Here is a 22112-nt window from a genome sequence, read left to right on the forward strand (position 1 = left end):
TGCCAAAGCGCAGACAACAAAAAACCGGCCACCAGGGCCGGTTTCTCACGACGCGCCGAACTCAGCGGTATTCGCAGAGGTAGGCGGTGTCCTGGGCGACTTTCAGCTGGAACTTGCTGTTGGCCGGCACGGTGAAGTTGCTGCCGCCTTCGAAGGTTTCCCAGCTGTCGCTGCCCGGCAGCTTGACGGTCAGCGCGCCGGCGACGACGTGCATCACCTCCAGCTGGCTGGTGCCGAATTCGTATTCGCCGGGAGCCATCACGCCAATGGTGGCGGGGCCTGCGGTCATGTCGAAGGCGATGGATTTGACGGTGCCGTCGAAGTACTCGTTGACCTTGAACATGGGCTTCTCCTGCTAGAGGGGTGAAAAAGGGCCCGCCAGTATGCCCAAGGCCGCAGGCCCCGTCACTAGAGCGGCGCAGGCGACCGTGCGGTCAGTGCAAGGTCGGCGCTGAATCGACGATGGATCGGCGGTTTCAGCCGGCGACGGGCAGGGTCAGCGGCAGCAGGCGGGCGGTATTGCGGGCGTCTTCCAGGGCACGGTGCGGCTGACCCTGGAAATGCAGGCCGGCCAGGTGCAGCGCGGCGTTCAGGCCGACCTGGCGCTTGAGCTGACGGGCCTGGGCGAAGCGCTGCTTGAGGTTGACGTGAGGGACGCGGGACAGGTGGCTGTCCAGGTGCTGGCGGCGCCATTCCAGTTCCAGCTGGTGGCGGTCGTAGTCGCCCCAACTGGTCCAGCCGGCCAGGCGCGGGCTGTGCTGGGCGAGCCAGCGCTCGAACTGCGGCCAGACCTCGCGCAGCGGGGCGGCGGCATCGACGTTGGCCTGGGTGATGTGGGTGAGTTCGCGACAGAAGGTCGTCAGCAGCGGGCGTCGCTGCGGGCGGACGAAACGCTGGAAATGGTCCAGCTCGCGGCCGTCGGCCTCGGCTACCAGGCTCGCGCCGATCTCGATGATCTCCATTTCCTCGACCGGCCAGCCGCCTTCCTCGGTGGTGGCTTCCAGGTCGATCACCAGCCAGTGGGGCATAGTCGGTGCTCGTGGTTGGGTTCGAATCGAGTATGGAAGGCGTTTGCGGGACCGGCAAACCGCTGTGCTAGGCTGAGCGACTTGATCGGACAAGGGGACTGCGATGGCGAAAGTGGCTTTCATCGGCCTGGGTGTGATGGGTTATCCCATGGCCGGGCATCTGGCGCGCGAAGGGCACGAGGTGTGCGTCTACAACCGCACTGCGAGCCGCGCCGCCCAGTGGGTCAAGCAGTTCGGCGGCCGCTCGGCGCAGACCCCGCGCGAGGCCGCGCAGTGGGCTGACTTCGTGATGTGCTGCGTGGGCAACGATGATGACCTGCGCAGCGTGGTGCTGGGCGAGGATGGAGCGCTGGCCGGCATGCAGCCCGGCTCCGTGCTGGTGGACCACACCACCGCTTCGGCCGAAGTGGCCCGCGAGCTGGCGGTGGCGGCGGCCGAGCGCGAGCTGGGCTTCCTCGATGCGCCGGTTTCCGGCGGCCAGGCCGGCGCCGAGAACGGTGCGTTGACGGTGATGGTCGGCGGCGACGCTGACCTTTACGCCCGCGCCGAGCCGGTGATCGCCACCTATTCGCGCATGGTGCGGCGCATGGGCCCGGTGGGCAGCGGCCAGCTGACCAAGATGGTCAACCAGATCTGTGTCGGCGGCCTGCTGCAGGGGCTGTCCGAGGCGCTGCACTTCGCCCAGAGCGCCGGCCTCGACGGCATGGCGGCGATGGAGGTGATCAGCAAGGGCGCCGCGCAGTCCTGGCAACTGGAGAATCGTCACCAGAGCATGCTGGAAGGTCGCTTCGACTTCGGCTTTGCGGTGGACTGGATGCGCAAGGACCTGGGTATCGTCCTGGATGAGGCTCGCCGCAACGGCGCGCAGTTGCCGGTCACGGCGCTGGTCGACCAGTTCTACGCCGAGGTGCAGGCCGCCGGCGGCGGGCGCTGGGACACTTCCAGCCTGATCACCCGTCTTCAGGACTCGCCCGAGGCCTGATCCGCTTTCTCCCCCTCAGGTGGCGCCATCGGTCGCAGAGATCGTCGTGCGCCGCTCCTGATCGCCTCAGGCGCGGAAGATAAAGTACACCGCGCCCAGCAGGCACAAGCCGGCCCATAGATAGTCGAGCTTCAGTGGCTGCTGCATGAAGTACACGCTGAACGGTACGAAAACCGCCAGCGTGATGACCTCCTGCATGATCTTCAGCTGCCCCACCGACATCACTGTGTAGCCGATGCGGTTGGCCGGCACCTGCAGCAGATATTCGAACAGTGCGATGCCCCAGCTGACCAGCGCCGCGATGATCCACGGCTTACTGCTCAGGGTTTTCAGGTGGCCGTACCAGGCGAAGGTCATGAACAGGTTGGAGAGTGACAGAAGAAACGCGGTTTGCAGCCAGACCGGCATGGCAGCGGCTCCAGAAGGGGACTGCGCCTGAGCCTAGTGGATGCGCGACGCGACAGCCAAGGGGCGGATATTGATCAGGTTCGTATTGCGGGGAACGGCAGCGTTGCTGGCGCTGGGGGTATTGGCGTTCGGTGGTTGGAAAGGGTGGCAGTGGTGGCAGCAGCGGCCGGTCTGGGCGCAGCTGACGGTGGCGCCGGCCATGGCTGGCGGGCAGATCTGGCCGCTGGGTGACTATCGCCTGGAGTGGGACGGTGCGTCCTTCGCCCTGCGCGCGGGCGAACATCCCGCGCAGACGCTGTGGCAGACCCGTGGCGGATTCCTGGCCGCGGGTATCGGTCGTGTGGACGCCGAAGAGCATCGCGGCGCGATGTTCGTCCATGAACACCGCGAGCTGCTGTGTCGCCAGCAACAGTTGGACTCCGTGCACGCTGAAGCGGACACGCTGCTGATCGCCGGTACGCTCAGTTGTGCCGATGGCCGGCAGGCTCCTTATACCTTCTCGTTGCGCGCCGACGGCGAGCGCGGCGTGGTGATGGACGTGAGCCTGAATGATCCGGCGTTGAACCGTCTTTACCTAGCGTGGGCGCGGGAGGCGGGCGAACAGTTCCATGGTTTCGGCGAGCAGTTCACCCGCTTCGATCTGAGCGGGCGCCGCCTGCCGATCCTAGTGCAGGAGCAGGGCGTGGGGCGCGGTCTGCAACCGATCACCCTGGCCGCGGACCTCAGTGCCCGCGCCGGTGGCGACTGGTGGACCACCTACGCGCCGGTGCCTTTCTATCTCACCTCACGGCTGCATGGCTTCTTCAGCGAGGCGCCGGAGTACCAGGTCTTCGACCTGCGCGACGAGCAGCGCGTGGCGCTGGAGGTGCATGCTGGCAAGCTCCAGGCGCACATCTATAAAGGCAGCAGCCCCAAGGCGTTGATCGAGGCGCACACCTCGGTGGTCGGGCGCATGCCGCCGTTGCCGGCCTGGACCCAGCAGGGCGCGATCCTCGGGCTGCAGGGCGGCACCGAGCGTGTGCGCGGCATCGTCCGGCAATTCGAGCAGGCGAAGGTGCCGCTGGCCGGCGTCTGGGTGCAGGACTGGGTCGGCCAGCGCACCACCAGTTTCGGCAAGCAGCTGTGGTGGAACTGGGTGCTGGATGGCGAACGCTATCCGGGCTGGTTGGCGTTCAACACTGAACTGCGGGCCAAGGGCATTCGCAGTCTGGCCTATGTGAATCCCTTCCTGGTGGATACGGCGGAGAAGGGCGGGGCGACCCGTAACCTCTATCGCGAGGCGCTGGAACACGGCTATCTGACCCTGGATCAACAAGGGCAGCCGCTGCTGTTGCAGAACACCAGTTTCAGCGCCGGCCTGGTTGATCTCACCAACCCGCAGGCGGCTGATTGGCTGCGCGGGGTGATGCACGACGAAATGCTTGGCGCGGGCTTCTCCGGCTGGATGGCGGACTTCGGCGAAGCGCTGCCTTACGAGGCGAAGCTGGCATCCGGCGAGCCGGCTGCGGCTCTGCACAATCGCTATCCGGAGCTGTGGGCGAAGCTGAACCGGCAACTGGTGGACGAGGAGGGCGCCGGCGACCTGCTGTTCTTCATGCGCTCCGCTTACAGTCACAGCCCCGGCCTGACCACCAGCATGTGGCTGGGCGACCAGCTGGTGACCTGGGATGCCGACGACGGTCTGCACAGCGCGCTGCTGGGACTGCTGTCGGGCGGTGTATCCGGATTCAGCCTGAACCACAGCGATACCGGGGGCTACACCACCATCAGCAGCCCGATCAGGAACTACCACCGAAGCGAGGAGCTGCTGCTGCGCTGGATGGAGTTCTCCGCCTTCACCAGCCTGCTGCGCACCCACGAGGGCAATCGCCCGGACGACAACGTGCAGGCCTACAGCACGCCGGCCACTGTGGCGCAGTTGCAGCGCTTCGCCACGGTGTTTCGTGAGCTGGCGCCGTACCGTCAGCGCCTGATGGACGAGGCGGCGCAGCATGGCTGGCCGCTGGTGCGCCCGCTCTGGCTGGAGTTCCCCGCTGATCCGGCCAGCTTGGCGGAAACGCCGACGAGCTATATGCTCGGCGACCAATTTCTGGTGGCCCCGGTACTGGAGCCCGGTGTGCAGCGTCTGAGCGTGGCGTTGCCCGAGGGCCGCTGGGTGCATCTGTGGAGTGGCAGCACCTTCGCGGTGGCTTCTGGCGGTTCTGTCGAAGTCCCCGCGCCCATTGGCGAGCCGGCGGTGTTCTACCGCGCTGGCTCCGCCGAGGGCGAGCATCTGGTGGCGGCACTGCGCGAGCAGAGGCTGCTGCGCTCCAATCCTTGAAGTCGAGTAGAGAGTTCATCCATGCAATGCCGTATCGGCTGTGGCGCCTGCTGCATAGCGCCGTCGATTTCCTCGCCCATCCCCGGCATGCCTGACGGCAAGCCGGCGGGCGTGCGCTGCGTGCAACTGGATGAGCGCAATCTGTGCAAACTATTCGGCGACTCTCGGCGTCCAAAGGTCTGTGCGGCCTTCGAGGCGGACGCCGACGCCTGCGGCAGCAGCAACGAGCAGGCCCTGCAGATCCTCACCGAGTGGGAACGCATTACCGCTGCCTGATGTGACTTGGAAGTCACGTTTTCGCGGTCCATACTGATGCCCCGACCCGCTCAAGACCGCGGATTGCGACGGGGCGGCGGCGTTTGCTGCCCCCACAAGATCAAGAATAAAGAGAGGTAAGACGATGCGTGGTGTATTGCGTATGACCCTGCTGGCCACTGCCGTGATGGGCTTTGCCGGCACTGCCCTGGCGGAAGACTGGAAGCTGGAGAAGGAAGAAGACGGCGTGAAGGTCTTCCTCAGCCCTGTGGCCGGCTCCAAGTACAAGGCCTACCGTGGCGTCGTCGACATCAAGGCCGATGTGGCCAAGATCAACGCCCTGCAGGAAGACGTGGCCGGTTCCTGCAAGTGGATCCACGCCTGCGCCGAAATGCGCCTGCTGAAAACCGAAGGCGACAATTCCTGGACCTACTCGAAGATCGACATGCCCTGGCCGGTGACCGGCCGCGACGTGGTGATCCATGTGACCACCGAGAAGACTGCCGACGGCGGCCTGATCCGTCATCTGAAAGCCGAACCGACCTATATCCCCGAAGAGAAGGGCGAAATCCGCGTGCCGAAGTTGATCGGCGAGTGGAAGCTGGTCCCCAAGGGCGCCGGCGTGACCGAAGTGACCTACCAGGTGCAGACCGAGCCGGGTGGCAGCATCCCGTCCTGGCTGGCCAACAGCTTCGTGGTCGATGCGCCGATGAACACCCTGAAGGGCCTGCGCAGCGCTGCCGAGAAGTAACAGACGCTGACGTTCCCCTTCATGAAAAAGCCGCCTTCGGGCGGCTTTTTCGTTCCTGTCGTGGCGCGTCGGTGAGGCTCTCTCCTGCAGGAAGGCGAGGCCTTGCCCGCGGCAATAAAAAAGGCCGCCCGAAGGCGGCCTTTTCTCGTACGCCGTAGCGCTTAGCGGGCCTTGAGGTCCACGAAGTTGCGCTCGGTGGCGCCGGTGTACAGCTGGCGCGGGCGGCCGATCTTGTACGGACCGGAAAGCATTTCCTGCCAGTGCGAGATCCAGCCCACGGTACGTGCCAGGGCGAAGATCACGGTGAACATGCTGGTCGGAATGCCGATGGCCTTCAGGATGATGCCGGAGTAGAAGTCCACGTTCGGATAGAGGTTGCGCTCCACGAAGTAGGGATCGTGGCGGGCGATTTCTTCCAGCTTCATGGCCAGTTCCAGTTGCGGGTCGTTGATGCCCAGCTCCTGGAGAACCTCGTCGCAGGTCTGTTTCATGACCTTGGCGCGCGGGTCGAAGTTCTTGTACACGCGGTGGCCGAAGCCCATCAGCTTGAACGGATCGTTCTTGTCCTTGGCCTTGGCCACGAACTTCTCGATGTTCGACACGTCACCGATCTCGTCCAGCATGCGCAGAACGGCTTCGTTGGCACCGCCGTGAGCCGGTCCCCACAGGGCAGCGATGCCCGAGGCGATACAGGCGAACGGGTTGGCGCCCGAGGAGCCCGCCAGGCGCACGGTGGAGGTGGAAGCGTTCTGCTCGTGATCGGCGTGCAGGATGAAGATGCGGTCCATGGCCTTGGCCAGCACGGGGCTGATCGGCTTGGTCTCGCAAGGGGTGTTGAACATCATATGCAGGAAGTTTTCTGCATAGTTCAGGTCGTTGCGCGGGTACATCATCGGCTCGCCCTTGGAGTACTTGTACACCATGGCAGCGATGGTCGGCATCTTGGCGATCAGACGATGCGCCGAGACTTCCCGGTGCTTCGGATTATTGATGTCCAGGGAGTCGTGATAGAAGGCGGAGAGGGCACCGATCACGCCGCACATCACGGCCATCGGGTGCGCATCACGGCGGAAACCGTTGAAGAAGGTCTTCAACTGTTCATGAACCATGGTGTGGTTCTTGATGGTGCCAACGAACTTTTCCTTCTGCTCGGCAGTCGGAAGTTCGCCGTTGAGCAGCAGGTAGCAGGTTTCCAGGTAGTCGGACTTCTCGGCGAGCTGTTCGATCGGGTAGCCGCGATGCAGCAGTACACCTTTATCACCGTCGATGTAGGTGATCTTCGACTCGCAGGAGGCGGTGGACATGAAGCCGGGGTCGAAAGTGAAGTGACCCGTGGAGGTCAGGCCCCGCACGTCGACAACATCGGGACCCAGCGTGCCGGAGAGGACAGGCAGTTCGACGGGGGCAGCGCCCTCGATGATCAACTGCGCTTTTTTGTCAGCCATGATGGCCTCCTATTTATGCTTGAAATCATCTGTACGACCCCCCACGCAGGGCCCGCACCACTATAGAGAGATAAATCCGAATGTCAATTTGCACAATCGGAGAAGTTTGGCTCCTCCAAGCCCCTGTTTTGCCGGAAAAATTTGCCTGTTTACGCCTTTTTGGGGGGTGCGGCAATTAGTCCTTAGGTGAAGGTCTTTCCGTTGTCATTAGGAGCCTAACTGTCTATACTCGGCGACCAGCCGCCAAGGGCCGTCCGGCCTCGCTTGATTGGTGGTTGTCACTCCCGAAGGTGATGGGTACCTGACAAGTGCACCTCCCGACAACTAGCCCTGATTCATAGAAGGGCTCTCAGTGTGAAAAAAGCCGTGAATAGCAAACGACCCGTAAACCTAGACCTAAGGACCATCCAACTCCCTATCACTGCTTACACGTCGATTCTCCACCGCATCTCTGGCGTCATTCTGTTCGTGGGCATCGCAGTGCTGCTGTTCGCACTGGATCGTTCCCTCGCTTCGGAAGAAAGCTTCGAGCAGGTGAAGGCGTGTCTGACCCATCCGTTGGTCAAGCTTGTGATCTGGGGCCTGCTGTCTGCGCTCCTGTACCACCTGGTAGCCGGTATTCGTCACCTCGTCATGGACGCAGGTATTGGCGAAACGCTGGAAGGCGGTAAGCGTGGTTCGAAAATCGTCATCGCTGTCGCAGTGGTGCTGATCGTTCTGGCGGGGGTATGGGTATGGTAACTAACGTCACTAACTTGTCGCGTTCGGGTCTCTATGACTGGATGGTCCAGCGCGTCTCCGCGGTCGTTCTCGCGGCTTATGTTCTCTTCCTGCTGGGCTTCCTGATCGCCCACCCGGGTATTACCTACACCGAGTGGCATGGTCTGTTCTCCCACAGCCTGATGAAGATTTTCAGCCTGTTGACGCTGGTTTCCCTGAGCGTGCACGCGTGGGTTGGTATGTGGACCATCACTACCGACTACCTGACTCCGATGGCGCTGGGCAAGTCCGCGACCGTCGTGCGTTTCCTCGTCCAGGCGGTATGCGGCATGGCCATGTTCGCATTCTTCGTCTGGGGTGTGCAGATTCTCTGGGGTAACTGATCCATGGCTAGCATTCGTACTCTTTCCTTCGACGCCATCATCGTTGGGGGTGGCGGCGCCGGCATGCGCGCTGCGCTGCAACTGGCCCAGGGCGGTCACAAGACTGCCGTGGTGACCAAGGTCTTCCCGACCCGTTCGCACACCGTATCCGCCCAGGGCGGCATCACCTGCGCCATCGCTTCGGCCGACCCGAACGACGATTGGCGCTGGCACATGTACGACACCGTCAAGGGCTCCGACTACATCGGTGACCAGGACGCTATCGAATACATGTGCTCCGTCGGCCCGGAAGCCGTGTTCGAACTGGAACACATGGGTCTGCCGTTCTCCCGTACCGAGCAGGGCCGCATCTACCAGCGTCCGTTCGGTGGCCAGTCCAAGGACTTCGGCAAGGGTGGCCAGGCTGCCCGTACCTGCGCCGCGGCCGACCGTACCGGTCACGCCCTGCTGCATACTCTCTATCAGGCCAACCTGAAGAGCGGTACTTCCTTCCTTAATGAGTGGTACGCGGTTGACCTGGTGAAGAACCAGGACGGTCATGTGGTTGGCGTCATCGCCATCGACATCGAAACCGGCGACACCGTTTATATCCGCTCCAAAGCCGTGGTCCTGGCCACTGGCGGTGCCGGCCGTATCTACGCCTCCACCACCAACGCCCTGATCAACACCGGTGACGGCATCGGTATGGCCCTGCGCGCTGGCGTGCCGGTGCAGGACATCGAGATGTGGCAGTTCCACCCGACCGGCATCGCCGGCGCTGGTGTACTGGTCACCGAAGGTTGCCGCGGTGAAGGTGGCTACCTGATCAACGCCCATGGCGAGCGTTTCATGGAGCGTTACGCTCCGAACGCGAAAGACCTGGCCGGCCGCGACGTGGTTGCCCGTTCCATGGTCAAGGAAGTAATCGCCGGCAACGGCGTGGGCCCGAACAAGGACCACGTACTGCTGAAACTCGACCACCTCGGCGAAGAAGTTCTGCACAGCCGCCTGCCTGGCATCTGCGAACTGTCCAAGACCTTCGCCCACGTTGACCCGGTTGTCGCTCCTATTCCGGTTATCCCGACCTGCCACTACATGATGGGCGGCGTTGCCACCAACATCCATGGCCAGGCCCTGACCATGGACGCCAACGGCAACGAGCAGATCATCGAAGGCCTGTTCGCTGTAGGCGAAGTGGCTTGCGTATCGGTACACGGCGCCAACCGCCTGGGCGGCAACTCGCTGCTCGACCTGGTTGTGTTCGGTCGTGCCACCGGTCTGCACCTGGAGAAGGCGCTCAAGGATGGTATCGAGCACCGCCAGGCTTCCGAGTCCGACCTGGAGTCCGCTTTCAAGCGCCTGAACGGCGTGAACGAGCGCACCAGCGGCGAAGAAGTCGCTCCGCTCAAGCGCGAGCTGCAATCCTGCATGCAGAACTACTTCGGTGTGTTCCGTACCGGCGAATACATGCAGAAAGGTATCGCTCAGCTGGCTGATCTGCGTGAGCGTATCGCTGCGGTCAAGATCAACGACAAGAGCCAGGCATTCAACACGGCGCGTATCGAAGCGCTGGAACTGCAGAACCTCCTCGAAGTGGCCGAAGCCACTGCGATTGCGGCAGAAGCCCGCAAAGAGTCCCGCGGCGCGCATGCCCGTGAAGACTTCGAGGAGCGCGATGACGAGAACTGGCTGTGCCACACCCTGTACTTCCCGGGTGAGAAGCGTGTAGCCAAGCGTGCCGTCAACTTCGCGCCGAAAACTGTTCCGGCATTCGAACCCAAGGTTCGTACTTACTAAGGGTGCCCGCCATGTTGCAAGTGAGTGTTTACCGCTACAACCCTGAGAAGGATGCTGCACCTTACATGCAGGACTTCCAGGTCGATACCGACGGCAAGGACATCATGGTCCTGGACGTGCTGGCGCTGATCAAGGAACAGGACGAGGGCTTCTCCTACCGTCGTTCCTGCCGTGAAGGCGTGTGCGGTTCCGACGGTATGAACATGAATGGCAAGAACGGCCTGGCCTGCATCACCCCCCTGTCGGCCGTTGGCCTGAAGGGCGGCAAGCTGGTCATTCGCCCGCTGCCCGGCCTGCCGGTCATCCGTGACCTGGTCGTCGACATGCGCATCTTCTACAAGCAGTACGAGAGCGTGAAGCCGTTCCTGCAGAACAAATATGCAGCGCCGGCCATCGAACGTCTGCAAAGCCCGGAAGAGCGCGAGAAGCTGGACGGTCTGTACGAGTGCATCCTGTGCGCCTGCTGCTCGACCTCCTGCCCGTCGTTCTGGTGGAACCCCGACAAGTTCCTGGGTCCCGCCGCACTGCTGCAAGCCTATCGCTTCCTGGCCGACAGCCGTGACACCGAAACTCAGGCGCGCCTGGCGAGCCTGGATGACCCGTTCAGCGTCTTCCGCTGCCGCGGGATCATGAACTGCGTGAACGTCTGCCCGAAGGGTCTGAACCCCACCAAGGCAATCGGTCACATCCGTAACATGCTGCTGCAGAGCGGCACTTGATCCAAGGGCCTCGCGCCCAAAGATCATTGCAAGAGCGACACCTGTACCGCCGGAACATTTTCCGGCGGTACAGTCCCTAGGACCCAAGCCCACAAAGCGGGGGTCCTGTTTTGAAAACGTATATATGACCAGCAGGGGCATCCGGGCTGGTACCCGGACTATCTGCGGGGATCGGTGGCTTGAAGTCGCTGTGTATGACTTCGCGCCAGAGATTCCACAGGTGGAGTCCCCTTACCGAGGGTGACCAAGCATGCACGAAAGCGTAATGCAGCGGATGTGGAACAGTGCCCATCTATCCGGTGGAAACGCTGCCTACGTCGAAGAGCTCTACGAGCTCTACCTGCACGACCCGAACGCTGTGCCAGAAGAGTGGCGCACGTACTTCCAGAAGCTCCCCGCCGACGGCAATCCTGCCCCCGACGTCTCGCATTCCTCTATCCGTGATCATTTCGTACTCCTGGCCAAGAACCAGCGCCGCGCTGCGCCTGTTTCCGCTGGCAGCGTAAGCACCGAGCACGAGAAAAAGCAGGTTGAAGTCCTGCGTCTGATCCTGGCATACCGTCTGCGTGGACATCAGGCAGCATCGCTCGATCCGCTGGGTCTCTGGGTGCGTACCGCTCCCTCCGATCTGTCGCTCGAACACTACGGGCTCACCGCTGCAGACCTCGACACTACTTTCCGTACCGGTGAGCTCTACATCGGCAAGGAAGAAGCGACCCTGCGTGAAATCATCGATGCGCTGAAGCAGACCTACTGCAGCACCATCGGCGCCGAGTTCATGCACATCGTCGATTCCGAGCAGCGCCACTGGTTCGCCCAGCGCCTTGAAAGCGTGCGCGGCCGTCCGACGTATTCCGCCGACGCCCGTTCCCACCTGCTCGAGCGCCTGACCGCTGCCGAAGGCCTGGAAAAGTACCTGGGCACCAAGTACCCGGGCACCAAGCGCTTCGGCCTGGAAGGCGGCGAGAGCCTGATCCCGATGATCGACGAGATCATCCAGCGCTCCGGCTCCTACGGCGTCAAGGAAATCGTCATCGGCATGGCCCACCGTGGCCGTCTGAACGTCCTGGTCAACACCCTGGGCAAGAACCCGCGCGACCTCTTCGACGAGTTCGAAGGCAAGAAACTGGTCGAACTGGGCTCGGGTGACGTGAAGTACCACCAGGGCTTCTCCTCCAACGTCATGACCACCGGCGGCGAAGTCCACCTGGCCCTGGCGTTCAACCCCTCGCACCTGGAAATCGTTTCCCCGGTGGTCGAGGGCTCGGTACGCGCTCGCCAGGACCGTCGCAAAGACGGCAGCGGCGACAAGGTCGTGCCGATTTCCATCCACGGCGATGCCGCCTTCGCGGGGCAGGGCGTGGTCATGGAAACCTTCCAGATGTCGCAGACCCGTGCTTACAAGACGGGCGGCACCATCCACATCGTGATCAACAACCAGGTCGGCTTCACCACCAGCCGTCAGGACGATGCTCGTTCCACCGAGTACGCGACCGACGTGGCGAAGATGATCCAGGCGCCGATCTTCCATGTGAATGGCGACGATCCGGAAGCGGTCCTGTTCGTGACCCAGCTGGCCATCGATTACCGCATGCAGTTCAAGCGTGACGTGGTCATCGACCTGGTCTGCTACCGTCGTCGCGGCCACAACGAGGCCGACGAGCCGAGCGGCACCCAGCCGATGATGTATCAGCAGATCGCCAAGCAGCGCACCACCCGTGACCTGTATGCCGACGCGCTGATCGCCGCTGGCGTGCAGACCACCGAGCAGGCCCAGGAGAAGGTCGACGAATACCGCGACGCTCTCGACAACGGCCTGCACGTGGTGAAGAGCCTGGTGAAGGAGCCCAACAAGGAGCTCTTCGTCGACTGGCGTCCGTACATCGGCCATGCCTGGACCGCCCGTCACGACACCCGTTGCGACCTGAAGACCCTCCAGGACCTGTCCAACAAGCTGCTGGAAACCCCGGACGGCTTCGTCATGCAGCGTCAGGTACAGAAGATCTACGAAGACCGCGCCAAGATGGCTGCCGGTGGCTTCCCGATCAACTGGGGCTTCGCCGAGAACCTGGCCTACGCCACCCTGCTGTTCGAAGGTCACCCGGTCCGCATGACCGGTCAGGACGTCGGCCGCGGCACCTTCTCGCACCGCCACGCGGCGCTGCACAACCAGAAGGACGACTCGGTCTACATCCCGCTGGCCAACCTGTTCGACGGCCAGCCGCGCGTCAGCCTGTACGACTCCTACCTCTCGGAAGAAGCTGTACTGGCGTTCGAATACGGCTACGCCACCACCACCCCGGATGCACTCGTGGTGTGGGAAGCGCAGTTCGGTGACTTCGCCAACGGTGCACAGGTCGTGATCGACCAGTTCATCACCAGCGGCGAAACCAAGTGGCAACGTCTGTGTGGTCTGACCATGCTGCTGCCGCACGGTTACGAGGGGCAGGGTCCGGAGCACTCCTCCGCGCGTCTGGAGCGTTACCTGCAGCTGTGCGCCGAGCAGAACATCCAGGTCTGCGTGCCGACTACTCCGGCTCAGGTCTACCACATGCTGCGTCGTCAGGTGATCCGTCCGCTGCGCAAGCCGCTGATCGTGATGACTCCGAAGTCGCTGCTGCGTCACAAGCTGGCCATCTCGACCCTGGAAGATCTGGCCGACGGTTCGTTCCAGACTGTGATCAACGAGATCGACAGCCTGGATCCGAAGAAAGTCGACCGCATCGTGCTGTGCAGCGGCAAGGTCTACTACGACCTGCTGGAGAAGCGTCGTGCCGAAGGTCTCGAGAACATCGCGATCGTTCGTATCGAGCAGCTGTATCCCTTCCCGGAAGATGATCTGACCGAGGTGCTGTCGCAGTACAAGAACCTCAAGCACATCGTCTGGTGCCAGGAAGAGCCGATGAACCAGGGCGCCTGGTTCTGCTCGCAGCACCACATGCGTCGTGTCATCGCCGCGCACAAGAAAGGTCTCAACCTGGAATACGCGGGCCGCGAAGGCTCGGCAGCTCCGGCTTGCGGCTACGCTTCGATGCACGCCGAGCAGCAGGAAAAACTGCTGCAGGACGCCTTCACCGTTTAACGCCAACGCGCAGTTGATACCGAATTTAAGGAAACACACATAATGGCTATCGAAATCAAAGCCCCAACCTTCCCGGAATCGGTTGCCGACGGCACCGTCGCAACCTGGCACAAGAAGGTCGGTGAAGCCGTCAAGCGTGACGAACTGATCGTCGACATCGAGACCGACAAGGTCGTGATCGAAGTACTGGCCGAGGCCGACGGCGTCCTGGCTGAGATCGTCAAGAACGAAGGCGACACCGTTCTCTCCAACGAACTGCTGGGCAAGCTGAGCGAAGGCGGTGCTGCCGCCGCCGCTCCGGCTGCTGCCTCGGCTCCGGCTGCCGCTCCGGCCGCTGCTGCCCCGGCCGCCGCCGCTGGCGACGACAACATCCTCTCGCCGGCCGCCCGCAAGCTGGCCGAAGAGAACGGCATCGACCCGAACAGCCTGGCCGGCACCGGCAAGGGCGGTCGCGTGACCAAGGAAGACGTCGTAGCCGCCGTTGAAGCCAAGAAGAACGCCCCGGCTGCTGCTCCGGCCGCCAAGGCAGCTACTCCGGCTGCCGCTGCTGCTCCGGTATTCGCCGCCGGCGACCGCGTCGAGAAGCGCGTTCCGATGACCCGCCTGCGCGCCAAGGTTGCCGAGCGCCTGGTCGAAGCCCAGTCCTCCATGGCCATGCTGACTACCTTCAACGAAGTCAACATGAAGCCGATCATGGACCTGCGCAACAAGTACAAGGACCTGTTCGAGAAGAAGCACAACGGCGTTCGCCTGGGCTTCATGTCCTTCTTCGTCAAGGCCGCCACCGAAGCCCTGAAGCGCTTCCCGGGCGTCAACGCCTCGATCGACGGCAACGACATCGTCTACCACGGCTACCAGGACATCGGTGTAGCAGTTTCCAGCGACCGCGGTCTGGTCGTACCGGTTCTGCGCAACGCCGAGTTCATGAGCCTGGCCGAGATCGAGAACGGCATCGCCACCTTCGGCAAGAAAGCCAAAGACGGCAAGCTGTCCATCGAAGACATGACCGGTGGTACTTTCACCATTTCCAACGGTGGCGTATTCGGTTCCCTCCTGTCGACTCCGATCGTCAACCCGCCGCAGACCGCCATCCTCGGCATGCACAAGATCCAGGAACGCCCGATGGCCGTTAATGGCCAGGTAGTGATCCTGCCGATGATGTACCTGGCGCTGTCCTACGATCACCGCATGATCGATGGCAAGGAAGCGGTAAGCTTCCTGGTCACCATGAAGGATCTGCTGGAAGATCCGGCTCGCCTGCTGCTCGACGTCTGATACGTCAGTTCACACGACGGCCCCGTACTACACGACGGCCCCGCAAGGGGCCGTCCGCTTCACCGGAATAAGGATTGAGACATGAGCCAGAAATTCGACGTGGTTGTGATTGGTGCCGGCCCCGGCGGTTACGTAGCCGCCATCCGTGCCGCCCAACTCGGCCTGAAGACCGCTTGCATCGAGAAGTACATCGGTAAAGAGGGCAAGGTCGCTCTCGGCGGTACCTGCCTGAACGTAGGCTGCATTCCGTCCAAGGCGCTGCTGGACAGCTCCTGGAAGTACAAGGAAGCCAAAGAGAGCTTCGACGTTCACGGTATCTCCACTGGCGAAGTGAAGATGGACGTTCCGGCGATGATTGGTCGCAAGGCCAACATCGTGAAGAACCTGACCGGCGGCATCGCCACCCTGTTCAAGGCCAACGGCGTGACCTCCTTCGAAGGCCACGGCAAGGTCCTGGCCAACAAGCAGGTCGAAGTGACCGGCCTGGACGGCAAGACCCAGGTTCTGGAAGCCGACAACATCATCATCGCTTCGGGCTCCAAGCCGGTTGAAATCCCGCCGGCCCCGCTGACCGAAGACATCATCGTCGACTCCACCGGCGCCCTGGAATTCCAGAGCGTACCGAAGAAACTCGGCGTGATCGGCGCTGGCGTCATCGGCCTGGAGCTGGGTTCGGTCTGGGCTCGCCTGGGCGCTGAAGTCACCGTCCTGGAAGCCCTGGACAAGTTCCTCCCGGCTGCCGACGAGCAGATCGCCAAGGAAGCCCTGAAGACCCTGACCAAGCAAGGTCTGAACATCCGCCTGGGCGCTCGCGTTACCGGTTCGGACGTGAAGAAGAAGCAGGTCACCGTGACCTTCACCGACGCCAACGGCGAGCAGAAGGAAGTCTTCGACAAGCTGATCGTGGCCGTGGGCCGTCGCCCGGTGACCACCGATCTGCTGGCTGCCGACAGCGGCGTGACCCTGGACGAGCGTGGCTTCATCTTCGTCGACGACCAGTGCAAGACCAGCGTTCCGGGCGTCTACGCCATCGGTGACGTGGTCCGCGGCGCCATGCTGGCGCACAAGGCCTCGGAAGAAGGCGTGATGGTTGCCGAGCGCATCGCTGGCCACAAGGCCCAGATGAACTACGACCTGATTCCGTCGGTGATCTACACCCACCCGGAAATCGCATGGGTCGGCAAGACCGAGCAGCAGCTCAAGGGTGAAGGCGTCGAAGTCAACGTCGGTACCTTCCCGTTCGCCGCCAGCGGCCGCGCCATGGCTGCCAACGACACCGGCGGTCTGGTCAAGGTCATCGCCGATGCCAAGACCGACCGCGTACTGGGCGTCCACGTGATCGGCCCGAGCGCCGCCGAGCTGGTTCAGCAAGGCGCGATCGGCATGGAATTCGGTACCAGTGCCGAAGACCTGGGCATGATGGTCTTCTCCCACCCGACTCTGTCCGAAGCGCTGCACGAAGCGGCCCTGGCAGTGAATGGCCACGCCATCCACATCGCCAACCGCAAGAAGCGCTAAGGAACGGGACCACGGCGGGGAGGGCGGCAGTCTTTTGCGAGGGGCTGCCGTCCATCCCGCCGGATCGTTTCTCCCCCGAGGGGGACTCGGTCACAGGTGGCGTGGTGCCACGAGCGCCGCGCCGAATGCGCAATACCCAAGACGAAAACGGTAGACAAGCATGAATCTCCACGAATATCAGGGTAAGCAGCTGTTCGCTGAGTACGGCCTGCCCGTATCCAAGGGCTTCGCCGTCGACACACCCGAAGAGGCCGCAGAAGCCTGTGAAAAAATCGGTGGTACCGAGTGGGTCGTTAAAGCCCAGGTACACGCCGGTGGCCGCGGTAAAGCGGGCGGTGTGAAGCTGGTCAAGAGCAAAGAGGACGCCAAGGCGTTCGCCGCCAACTGGCTGGGCAAGCGTCTGGTGACTTACCAGACTGACGCCAACGGCCAGCCGGTCAGCAAGATCCTGGTGGAATCCTGCACCGACATCGACAAGGAGCTGTACCTCGGCGCCGTTGTCGACCGTTCCAGCCGTCGCATCGTCTTCATGGCCTCCACCGAAGGTGGCGTGGACATCGAGAAAGTTGCGCACGAGACTCCCGAGAAGATTCTGAAGGCCACCATCGATCCGCTGGTTGGCGCTCAGCCCTACCAGGGCCGTGAGCTGGCTTTCCAGCTGGGCCTCAAAGGCGACCAGATCAAGCAGTTCACCCACATCTTCGTTGGCCTGGCCAAGCTGTTCCAGGACTACGACCTGGCACTGCTGGAAGTGAACCCGCTGGTGATCAAGAAAGACGGCAACCTGCACTGCCTGGACGCCAAGATCAACATCGACTCCAACGCCATGTACCGTCAGCCCAAGCTGCGCGCCATGCACGACCCGTCCCAGGACGACGCTCGTGAAGCCCATGCGCAGAAGTGGGAACTGAACTACGTCGCACTGGAAGGCAACATCGGCTGCATGGTCAATGGCGCTGGCCTGGCCATGGGCACCATGGACATCGTCAACCTGCACGGCGGCAAGCCGGCCAACTTCCTCGACGTTGGCGGTGGTGCCACCAAAGAGCGCGTGACCGAAGCGTTCAAGATCATCCTGTCCGACAGCAACGTCGCTGCCGTTCTGGTGAACATCTTCGGCGGCATCGTTCGCTGCGACATGATTGCCGAAGGCATCATCGGCGCCGTGAAAGAAGTCGGCGTGAAAATCCCTGTTGTCGTTCGTCTGGAAGGCAACAACGCCGACCTCGGCGCCAAGGTCCTGGCCGAAAGCGGTCTGAACATCATCGCGGCGACCAGCCTGACCGACGCTGCCCAGCAAGTCGTCAAGGCCGCGGAGGGTAAGTAATGAGCGTCCTGATCAATAAAGACACCAAAGTCATCTGCCAGGGCTTCACCGGCTCGCAGGGTACCTTCCACTCCGAACAAGCCATTGCCTACGGCACCAAGATGGTTGGCGGCGTGACCCCCGGCAAGGGCGGCACCACCCACCTGGGTCTGCCGGTGTTCAACACCGTCAAGGAAGCCGTGGAAGCTACCGGCGCTGACGCTTCGGTCATCTACGTTCCGGCTCCGTTCTGCAAGGACTCGATCCTGGAAGCGGCCTTCGGCGGCATCAAGCTGATCGTCTGCATCACCGAAGGCATCCCGACCATCGACATGCTGGAAGCCAAGGTCAAGTGCGACGAGCTGGGCGTACGCCTGATCGGCCCGAACTGCCCGGGCGTGATCACTCCCGGCGAGTGCAAGATCGGCATCATGCCGGGTCACATCCACCTGCCGGGCAAGGTAGGCATCGTGTCGCGTTCCGGCACCCTGACCTACGAAGCCGTGAAGCAGACCACTGACGCCGGCTTCGGCCAGTCCACCTGCGTGGGCATCGGTGGTGACCCGATCCCTGGCTCCAACTTCATCGACATCCTGAAGCTGTTCCAGGAAGACCCGAAAACCGAAGCCATCGTGATGATCGGCGAAATCGGTGGTTCGGCCGAAGAAGAAGCGGCTGCCTACATCAAGGCCAACGTGACCAAGCCGGTGGTGTCCTACATCGCTGGTGTAACCGCACCGCCCGGCAAGCGCATGGGCCATGCCGGCGCCATCATTTCCGGCGGCAAGGGCACTGCGGACGAGAAGTTCGCTGCCCTGCAGGACGCTGGCGTGAAAACCGTGCGTTCCCTGGCTGACATCGGCAAGGCCCTGGCCGAGCTGACCGGCTGGCCGGTCAAGTAAGCGCCTCGCTTATTTAACCGTCCATCAACAGAGGCCACCTTCGGGTGGCCTCTGTCGTTATGGCGGCGTCTACAAAGTGTCGTTCAGGCGACACCCGCTTTCATTCCGCGGACGATCTGACGTATGTCAGTGCAGTTCATCGGAATAGATCGTTAGGCTAGCAACTATATGAAGCGTCGCGTTCCCCACAAGGGAAGGCTCGCTCACCGTCCATTCCTACCCGGAAGCGACGGCGATTCCTGACCGGCAAGGATGTCGGGATAACCAGAATGCAGGAGCAACCGGGCCACGAGCCCATGGAAAACCTCTGCTATCGGACTTCCAAGAACAAATCACCGTACCGATGACAGCAGCATCACAGGATGCCCAGGCTCGCCCAGCGTGAGTCGGCCAATCCCGTTCGATGCGGCTTTGTCACGTCTGTATGGTGTGCGTGCCTTGGGAGACCACGAAACCGTTTCAGCACTGTGGTATTTCCCTTCATGAAAGTCTTGAAAGGCCAGGACGTCCTGGCACTTGGTTTTATGACCTTCGCGCTGTTCGTCGGCGCGGGTAACATCATCTTCCCGCCGATCGTGGGCCTGCAGTCGGGGCCGCACGTGTGGATGGCCGCGCTGGGCTTCCTGATCACCGCGGTCGGCCTGCCGGTGATCACTGTCGTCGCGCTGGCCAAGGTCGGTGGTGCGATGGACACCCTGAGCCACCCCATCGGCAAGGTCGCCGGCGGCTTGCTGGCGGCTGTCTGCTACCTGTCGGTCGGGCCGCTGTTCGCCACCCCGCGTACCGCCACCGTTTCCTTCGAAGTCGGCCTCGCGCCGTTGACCGGGGAGGGCGCGCTGCCGCTGTTCCTCTACAGCCTTGTGTACTTCGCGGTGGTGCTGGTGATCTCGCTGTATCCGGGCAAGCTGCTCGATACCGTCGGCCGCTTCCTCGCGCCGCTGAAGATCATCGCCCTGGCCGCACTGGGCATCGCCGCCTTCATGCTGCCGGCCGGCCCCATCGGCGTCGCTGAACCGGCCTACCAGGCCGCGGCGTTCTCCCAGGGCTTCGTCAATGGCTACCTGACCATGGACACCCTCGGCGCGCTGGTCTTCGGCATCGTCATCGTCAACGCGATCCGCTCCCGTGGTGTCGACTCGCCGCGGCTGATCACTCGTTACGCCATCATTGCCGGCCTGATCGCCGGGGTCGGCCTGGCGCTGGTATACATCAGCCTGTTCCGCCTGGGCTCGGGCAGCCACGACATCGCCGCCGGTGCCGCCAACGGCGCTGCCGTCCTGCACGCCTACGTGCAGCACACCTTCGGCTCGCTGGGCAGCACCTTCCTCGCCGTGCTCATCGCGCTGGCCTGCCTGGTGACCGCCGTCGGCCTGACCTGCGCCTGCGCCGAGTACTTCTGCCGCATCGTGCCGCTGTCGTACCGCAGCCTGGTGGTGATCCTGGCCGGCTTCTCGCTGCTGGTATCGAACCTGGGCCTGACCAAGCTCATCCAGTTCTCGATCCCGGTGCTGACCGCCATCTACCCGCCGTGCATCGTGCTGGTGGCGCTGAGCTTCTGCGCCAGCCTGTGGCGTTCGCAGACCCGCATCGTCGCTCCGGTGATGGTGATCTCCTTCGTCTTCGGTCTCATCGATGCCCTGAAGGGGGCCAAGCTCGACGCCTGGATGCCGGCCTGGATGGAACACCTGCCGCTGGCCGAACAGGGCCTCGCCTGGCTGATCCCTTCGGTCGCCATGCTGGCCGTGATGGTGGTGATCGACCGCCTGCTGGGCAAACCTCAGGAAGCGATGGCCTGATATCCTGCCATCCACGAAAAAGGCCGCCCACAAGGCGGCCTTTTTCATGCAGGTCGATTTATCCCGTTCGCTGAAGGTCAGCGGATGCCCTGGTTCCTCAGCGCCGTCGGGGTGTAGTCGACGCTGCTGGCCTTGAAGCCGAACTCCACCTGGGACTTCTCCTGGTTGGTCAGGCCGGACACCAGGTAGCGACCATTGATGAGGTCATAGATGGCCTCCACGCCCAGCCAGGGAATCTGCTTGTCGTACAGCGGTGTCATGAAGCTCTCGCCCACGCGCCAGAGGGTGCCGCGGCCGTCGTAGTGGTCGGCGAGCACGGCCTGCCAGGTGTCCTCGTCGAGGAACAGCACGCGGCGTGCATAGATGTGTCGCTCGCCGGCGCGCAGGGTGCCTTCGACCTGCCAGACGCGGTGTTTCTCGTAGCGCACCAGGTCCTGATTGAGGTGGCCGGGTTTGACCAGGTCGTCATAGCGGTGGGCGGTGGAGTCGAGGGCGAAGCTGTTGTACGGGACATAGATTTCCTTCTTGCCCACCAGCTTCCAGTCATAGCGGTCCGGCGCGCCGTTGAACATGTCCAGGTTGTCCGCCACGCGCAGGCCATCGGAGGCCGGGTAGGGGCCGTCGTAGGCGATCTGCGGGGCGCGGCGCACGCGGCGCTGGCCAGCGTTGTAGACCCAGGCCATCCGTGGCTCGCGGACCTGGTCGAGGGTCTCGTGGACCAGCACCACATCGCCCGCCAGACGCGCCGGCGCGGTGACCAGCTGCTTGTAGTAGAAGAGGACGTTGTTGTCCTTGTCCGGGATGTAGTCGGTGAGCTGGTCGCGATAGCTGAACTGTTGCTGGAAGTAGGTGGGCGTGTAGGTGCCGCTGGCGGTGGGCGTCGCCTGAACGTGCAGACGCTGGGCGCTGCCGCCGCGGTAGCGGGTGATGTGGTTCCACAACGCCTCGACGCCGCTCTGCGGAATGGGGAAGGGAATCGCCGTCTGGAAGTCCTTCAGGCCATTGCCGCCCTCGACCAGGCTGGCATGGCGCGCATTCGCGGAGACAGCTTGCAGTACCGCTGCCGGGTAGGTCGCCGAGCGATGCGCGGGATAGACGTTGAGGTGGTAATCCGGGTAGCGCTGCAGCATCGCCTGCTGGCCCGGCGTGAGGTTCGCCGCGTACTGCGCCATGTTCTTCGCGGTGATGGTGAACAGCGGTTTTTCCGCGGCGAAGGGGTCGCTCAGGCGGCCGTCAGCGCCGCGGCTGCCGGCGTTGGCTGGCAGGCCGCCGTCCCAGGCGGGAATGCTGCCGTCGACATTGCCGGCGCGCTCTGCACCCAGGGGCGTGAGGGTGTTGCCCAGTTTCGCCGCTTCCGTTTCGGGAACGGCAGCCTGTAGGTTGAAGGGCAGGGCCAGGAACAGCAGTGAAGCGCACGCAAGTTTCTTGTTCATCGGTTTTTCTCCG

The 22112-nt window shown here is 63.0% G+C and carries 19 protein-coding genes; 14 read left to right on the top strand and 5 right to left on the bottom strand.

Annotated elements, in window-relative coordinates; all coding sequences use genetic code 11:
- Window positions 1–61: 61 nt before the first annotated feature.
- A complete protein-coding gene (ppnP, locus tag IB275_RS11775) occupies window positions 62–343 on the bottom strand; it encodes a pyrimidine/purine nucleoside phosphorylase (RefSeq protein ID WP_024765480.1) in 282 nt (93 codons plus the stop codon).
- 133 nt (window positions 344–476) lie between these two features.
- Window positions 477–1028, bottom strand: coding sequence for a 3'-5' exonuclease (locus IB275_RS11780; RefSeq protein WP_045208048.1), 552 nt, complete (start codon window positions 1026–1028; stop codon window positions 477–479).
- A 103-nt stretch (window positions 1029–1131) separates the two neighbouring features.
- Here IB275_RS11780 and IB275_RS11785 point away from each other — a divergent pair, with 103 nt between their 5' ends.
- Window positions 1132–2010, top strand: coding sequence for an NAD(P)-dependent oxidoreductase (locus tag IB275_RS11785; protein WP_192295130.1), 879 nt, complete (start codon window positions 1132–1134; stop codon window positions 2008–2010).
- A gap of 66 nt (window positions 2011–2076) precedes the next feature.
- Here the strand turns inward: IB275_RS11785 and IB275_RS11790 are convergent, their stop codons facing one another.
- Entirely contained in the window at window positions 2077–2418 is a 342-nt protein-coding gene (locus IB275_RS11790) for a DMT family protein (protein WP_045208042.1), read from the bottom strand.
- Between the two features lie 70 nt (window positions 2419–2488).
- Here IB275_RS11790 and IB275_RS11795 point away from each other — a divergent pair, with 70 nt between their 5' ends.
- The 3 genes from IB275_RS11795 (at window position 2489) to IB275_RS11805 (ending at window position 5744) form a co-directional block, all read left to right on the top strand.
- On the top strand, window positions 2489–4738 hold the full coding sequence (locus tag IB275_RS11795) for an alpha-glucosidase (RefSeq protein WP_192295131.1): 2250 nt from the start codon (window positions 2489–2491) through the stop codon (window positions 4736–4738).
- Between the two features lie 21 nt (window positions 4739–4759).
- Window positions 4760–5014: a YkgJ family cysteine cluster protein gene (locus IB275_RS11800; RefSeq protein ID WP_138216628.1), complete on the top strand. Its 255-nt coding sequence runs from the start codon at window positions 4760–4762 to the stop codon at window positions 5012–5014.
- A 124-nt stretch (window positions 5015–5138) separates the two neighbouring features.
- Window positions 5139–5744, top strand: coding sequence for an START domain-containing protein (locus IB275_RS11805; protein ID WP_138216627.1), 606 nt, complete (start codon window positions 5139–5141; stop codon window positions 5742–5744).
- 161 nt (window positions 5745–5905) lie between these two features.
- On the opposite strand, the gene gltA is transcribed toward IB275_RS11805, so the two are convergent.
- A complete protein-coding gene (gene gltA / locus IB275_RS11810) occupies window positions 5906–7189 on the bottom strand; it encodes a citrate synthase (protein WP_192295132.1) in 1284 nt (427 codons plus the stop codon).
- Between the two features lie 354 nt (window positions 7190–7543).
- On the opposite strand from gltA, the gene sdhC reads away from it, so the two are divergent.
- The 10 genes from sdhC to brnQ all read left to right on the top strand — a co-directional run bounded on the left by sdhC (window position 7544) and on the right by brnQ (window position 20666).
- Window positions 7544–7930, top strand: coding sequence for a succinate dehydrogenase, cytochrome b556 subunit (gene sdhC, locus IB275_RS11815; RefSeq protein ID WP_167523168.1), 387 nt, complete (start codon window positions 7544–7546; stop codon window positions 7928–7930).
- A complete protein-coding gene (sdhD, locus tag IB275_RS11820; RefSeq protein ID WP_081517058.1) occupies window positions 7924–8292 on the top strand; it encodes a succinate dehydrogenase, hydrophobic membrane anchor protein in 369 nt (122 codons plus the stop codon). Before sdhC ends, sdhD begins: the two co-directional genes overlap by 7 nt.
- A gap of 3 nt (window positions 8293–8295) precedes the next feature.
- Window positions 8296–10068: a succinate dehydrogenase flavoprotein subunit gene (gene sdhA / locus IB275_RS11825; RefSeq protein ID WP_045208031.1), complete on the top strand. Its 1773-nt coding sequence runs from the start codon at window positions 8296–8298 to the stop codon at window positions 10066–10068.
- 11 nt (window positions 10069–10079) lie between these two features.
- On the top strand, window positions 10080–10787 hold the full coding sequence (locus IB275_RS11830; protein ID WP_045208028.1) for a succinate dehydrogenase iron-sulfur subunit: 708 nt from the start codon (window positions 10080–10082) through the stop codon (window positions 10785–10787).
- A gap of 250 nt (window positions 10788–11037) precedes the next feature.
- Window positions 11038–13869: a 2-oxoglutarate dehydrogenase E1 component gene (locus IB275_RS11835; RefSeq protein ID WP_081516699.1), complete on the top strand. Its 2832-nt coding sequence runs from the start codon at window positions 11038–11040 to the stop codon at window positions 13867–13869.
- Between the two features lie 42 nt (window positions 13870–13911).
- Window positions 13912–15144 (top strand): 2-oxoglutarate dehydrogenase complex dihydrolipoyllysine-residue succinyltransferase, encoded by a 1233-nt coding sequence (gene odhB / locus IB275_RS11840; RefSeq protein ID WP_192295133.1) that lies wholly within the window; start codon window positions 13912–13914, stop codon window positions 15142–15144.
- An 81-nt stretch (window positions 15145–15225) separates the two neighbouring features.
- Window positions 15226–16662 (top strand): dihydrolipoyl dehydrogenase, encoded by a 1437-nt coding sequence (gene lpdA / locus IB275_RS11845; protein ID WP_081516701.1) that lies wholly within the window; start codon window positions 15226–15228, stop codon window positions 16660–16662.
- 160 nt (window positions 16663–16822) lie between these two features.
- Complete coding sequence (sucC, locus tag IB275_RS11850; RefSeq protein ID WP_015477516.1) at window positions 16823–17989, top strand: ADP-forming succinate--CoA ligase subunit beta; 1167 nt, start codon at window positions 16823–16825, stop codon at window positions 17987–17989.
- Window positions 17989–18870, top strand: a complete 882-nt coding sequence (gene sucD, locus IB275_RS11855) for a succinate--CoA ligase subunit alpha (RefSeq protein ID WP_038803160.1) — start codon at window positions 17989–17991, stop codon at window positions 18868–18870. Before sucC ends, sucD begins: the two co-directional genes overlap by 1 nt.
- A gap of 482 nt (window positions 18871–19352) precedes the next feature.
- Complete coding sequence (gene brnQ / locus IB275_RS11860) at window positions 19353–20666, top strand: branched-chain amino acid transport system II carrier protein (protein WP_192295134.1); 1314 nt, start codon at window positions 19353–19355, stop codon at window positions 20664–20666.
- Window positions 20667–20743: 77 nt separating this feature from the next.
- Here the strand turns inward: brnQ and IB275_RS11865 are convergent, their stop codons facing one another.
- Window positions 20744–22099: a DUF1329 domain-containing protein gene (locus IB275_RS11865; RefSeq protein ID WP_192295135.1), complete on the bottom strand. Its 1356-nt coding sequence runs from the start codon at window positions 22097–22099 to the stop codon at window positions 20744–20746.
- Window positions 22100–22112: the final 13 nt, after the last annotated feature.

The organism is Pseudomonas sp. PDM21, assembly GCF_014852505.2.
Classification (GTDB): domain Bacteria; phylum Pseudomonadota; class Gammaproteobacteria; order Pseudomonadales; family Pseudomonadaceae; genus Pseudomonas.

Excerpts from the sequence above, each read along its gene's own strand:
- gltA (WP_192295132.1), bottom strand. The coding sequence starts at position 7,189 with ATGGCTGACAAAAAAGCGCAGTTGATCATCGAGGGCGCTGCCCCCGTC.
- ppnP (WP_024765480.1), bottom strand. The coding sequence starts at position 343 with ATGTTCAAGGTCAACGAGTACTTCGACGGCACCGTCAAATCCATCGCC.
- sdhD (WP_081517058.1), top strand. The coding sequence starts at position 7,924 with ATGGTAACTAACGTCACTAACTTGTCGCGTTCGGGTCTCTATGACTGG.
- sucD (WP_038803160.1), top strand. The coding sequence starts at position 17,989 with ATGAGCGTCCTGATCAATAAAGACACCAAAGTCATCTGCCAGGGCTTC.
- odhB (WP_192295133.1), top strand. The coding sequence starts at position 13,912 with ATGGCTATCGAAATCAAAGCCCCAACCTTCCCGGAATCGGTTGCCGAC.
- lpdA (WP_081516701.1), top strand. The coding sequence starts at position 15,226 with ATGAGCCAGAAATTCGACGTGGTTGTGATTGGTGCCGGCCCCGGCGGT.
- brnQ (WP_192295134.1), top strand. The coding sequence starts at position 19,353 with ATGAAAGTCTTGAAAGGCCAGGACGTCCTGGCACTTGGTTTTATGACC.
- IB275_RS11865 (WP_192295135.1), bottom strand. The coding sequence starts at position 22,099 with ATGAACAAGAAACTTGCGTGCGCTTCACTGCTGTTCCTGGCCCTGCCC.
- IB275_RS11800 (WP_138216628.1), top strand. The coding sequence starts at position 4,760 with ATGCAATGCCGTATCGGCTGTGGCGCCTGCTGCATAGCGCCGTCGATT.
- IB275_RS11790 (WP_045208042.1), bottom strand. The coding sequence starts at position 2,418 with ATGCCGGTCTGGCTGCAAACCGCGTTTCTTCTGTCACTCTCCAACCTG.
- sdhA (WP_045208031.1), top strand. The coding sequence starts at position 8,296 with ATGGCTAGCATTCGTACTCTTTCCTTCGACGCCATCATCGTTGGGGGT.
- IB275_RS11780 (WP_045208048.1), bottom strand. The coding sequence starts at position 1,028 with ATGCCCCACTGGCTGGTGATCGACCTGGAAGCCACCACCGAGGAAGGC.
- IB275_RS11835 (WP_081516699.1), top strand. The coding sequence starts at position 11,038 with ATGCACGAAAGCGTAATGCAGCGGATGTGGAACAGTGCCCATCTATCC.
- IB275_RS11805 (WP_138216627.1), top strand. The coding sequence starts at position 5,139 with ATGCGTGGTGTATTGCGTATGACCCTGCTGGCCACTGCCGTGATGGGC.
- IB275_RS11830 (WP_045208028.1), top strand. The coding sequence starts at position 10,080 with ATGTTGCAAGTGAGTGTTTACCGCTACAACCCTGAGAAGGATGCTGCA.
- IB275_RS11785 (WP_192295130.1), top strand. The coding sequence starts at position 1,132 with ATGGCGAAAGTGGCTTTCATCGGCCTGGGTGTGATGGGTTATCCCATG.
- sucC (WP_015477516.1), top strand. The coding sequence starts at position 16,823 with ATGAATCTCCACGAATATCAGGGTAAGCAGCTGTTCGCTGAGTACGGC.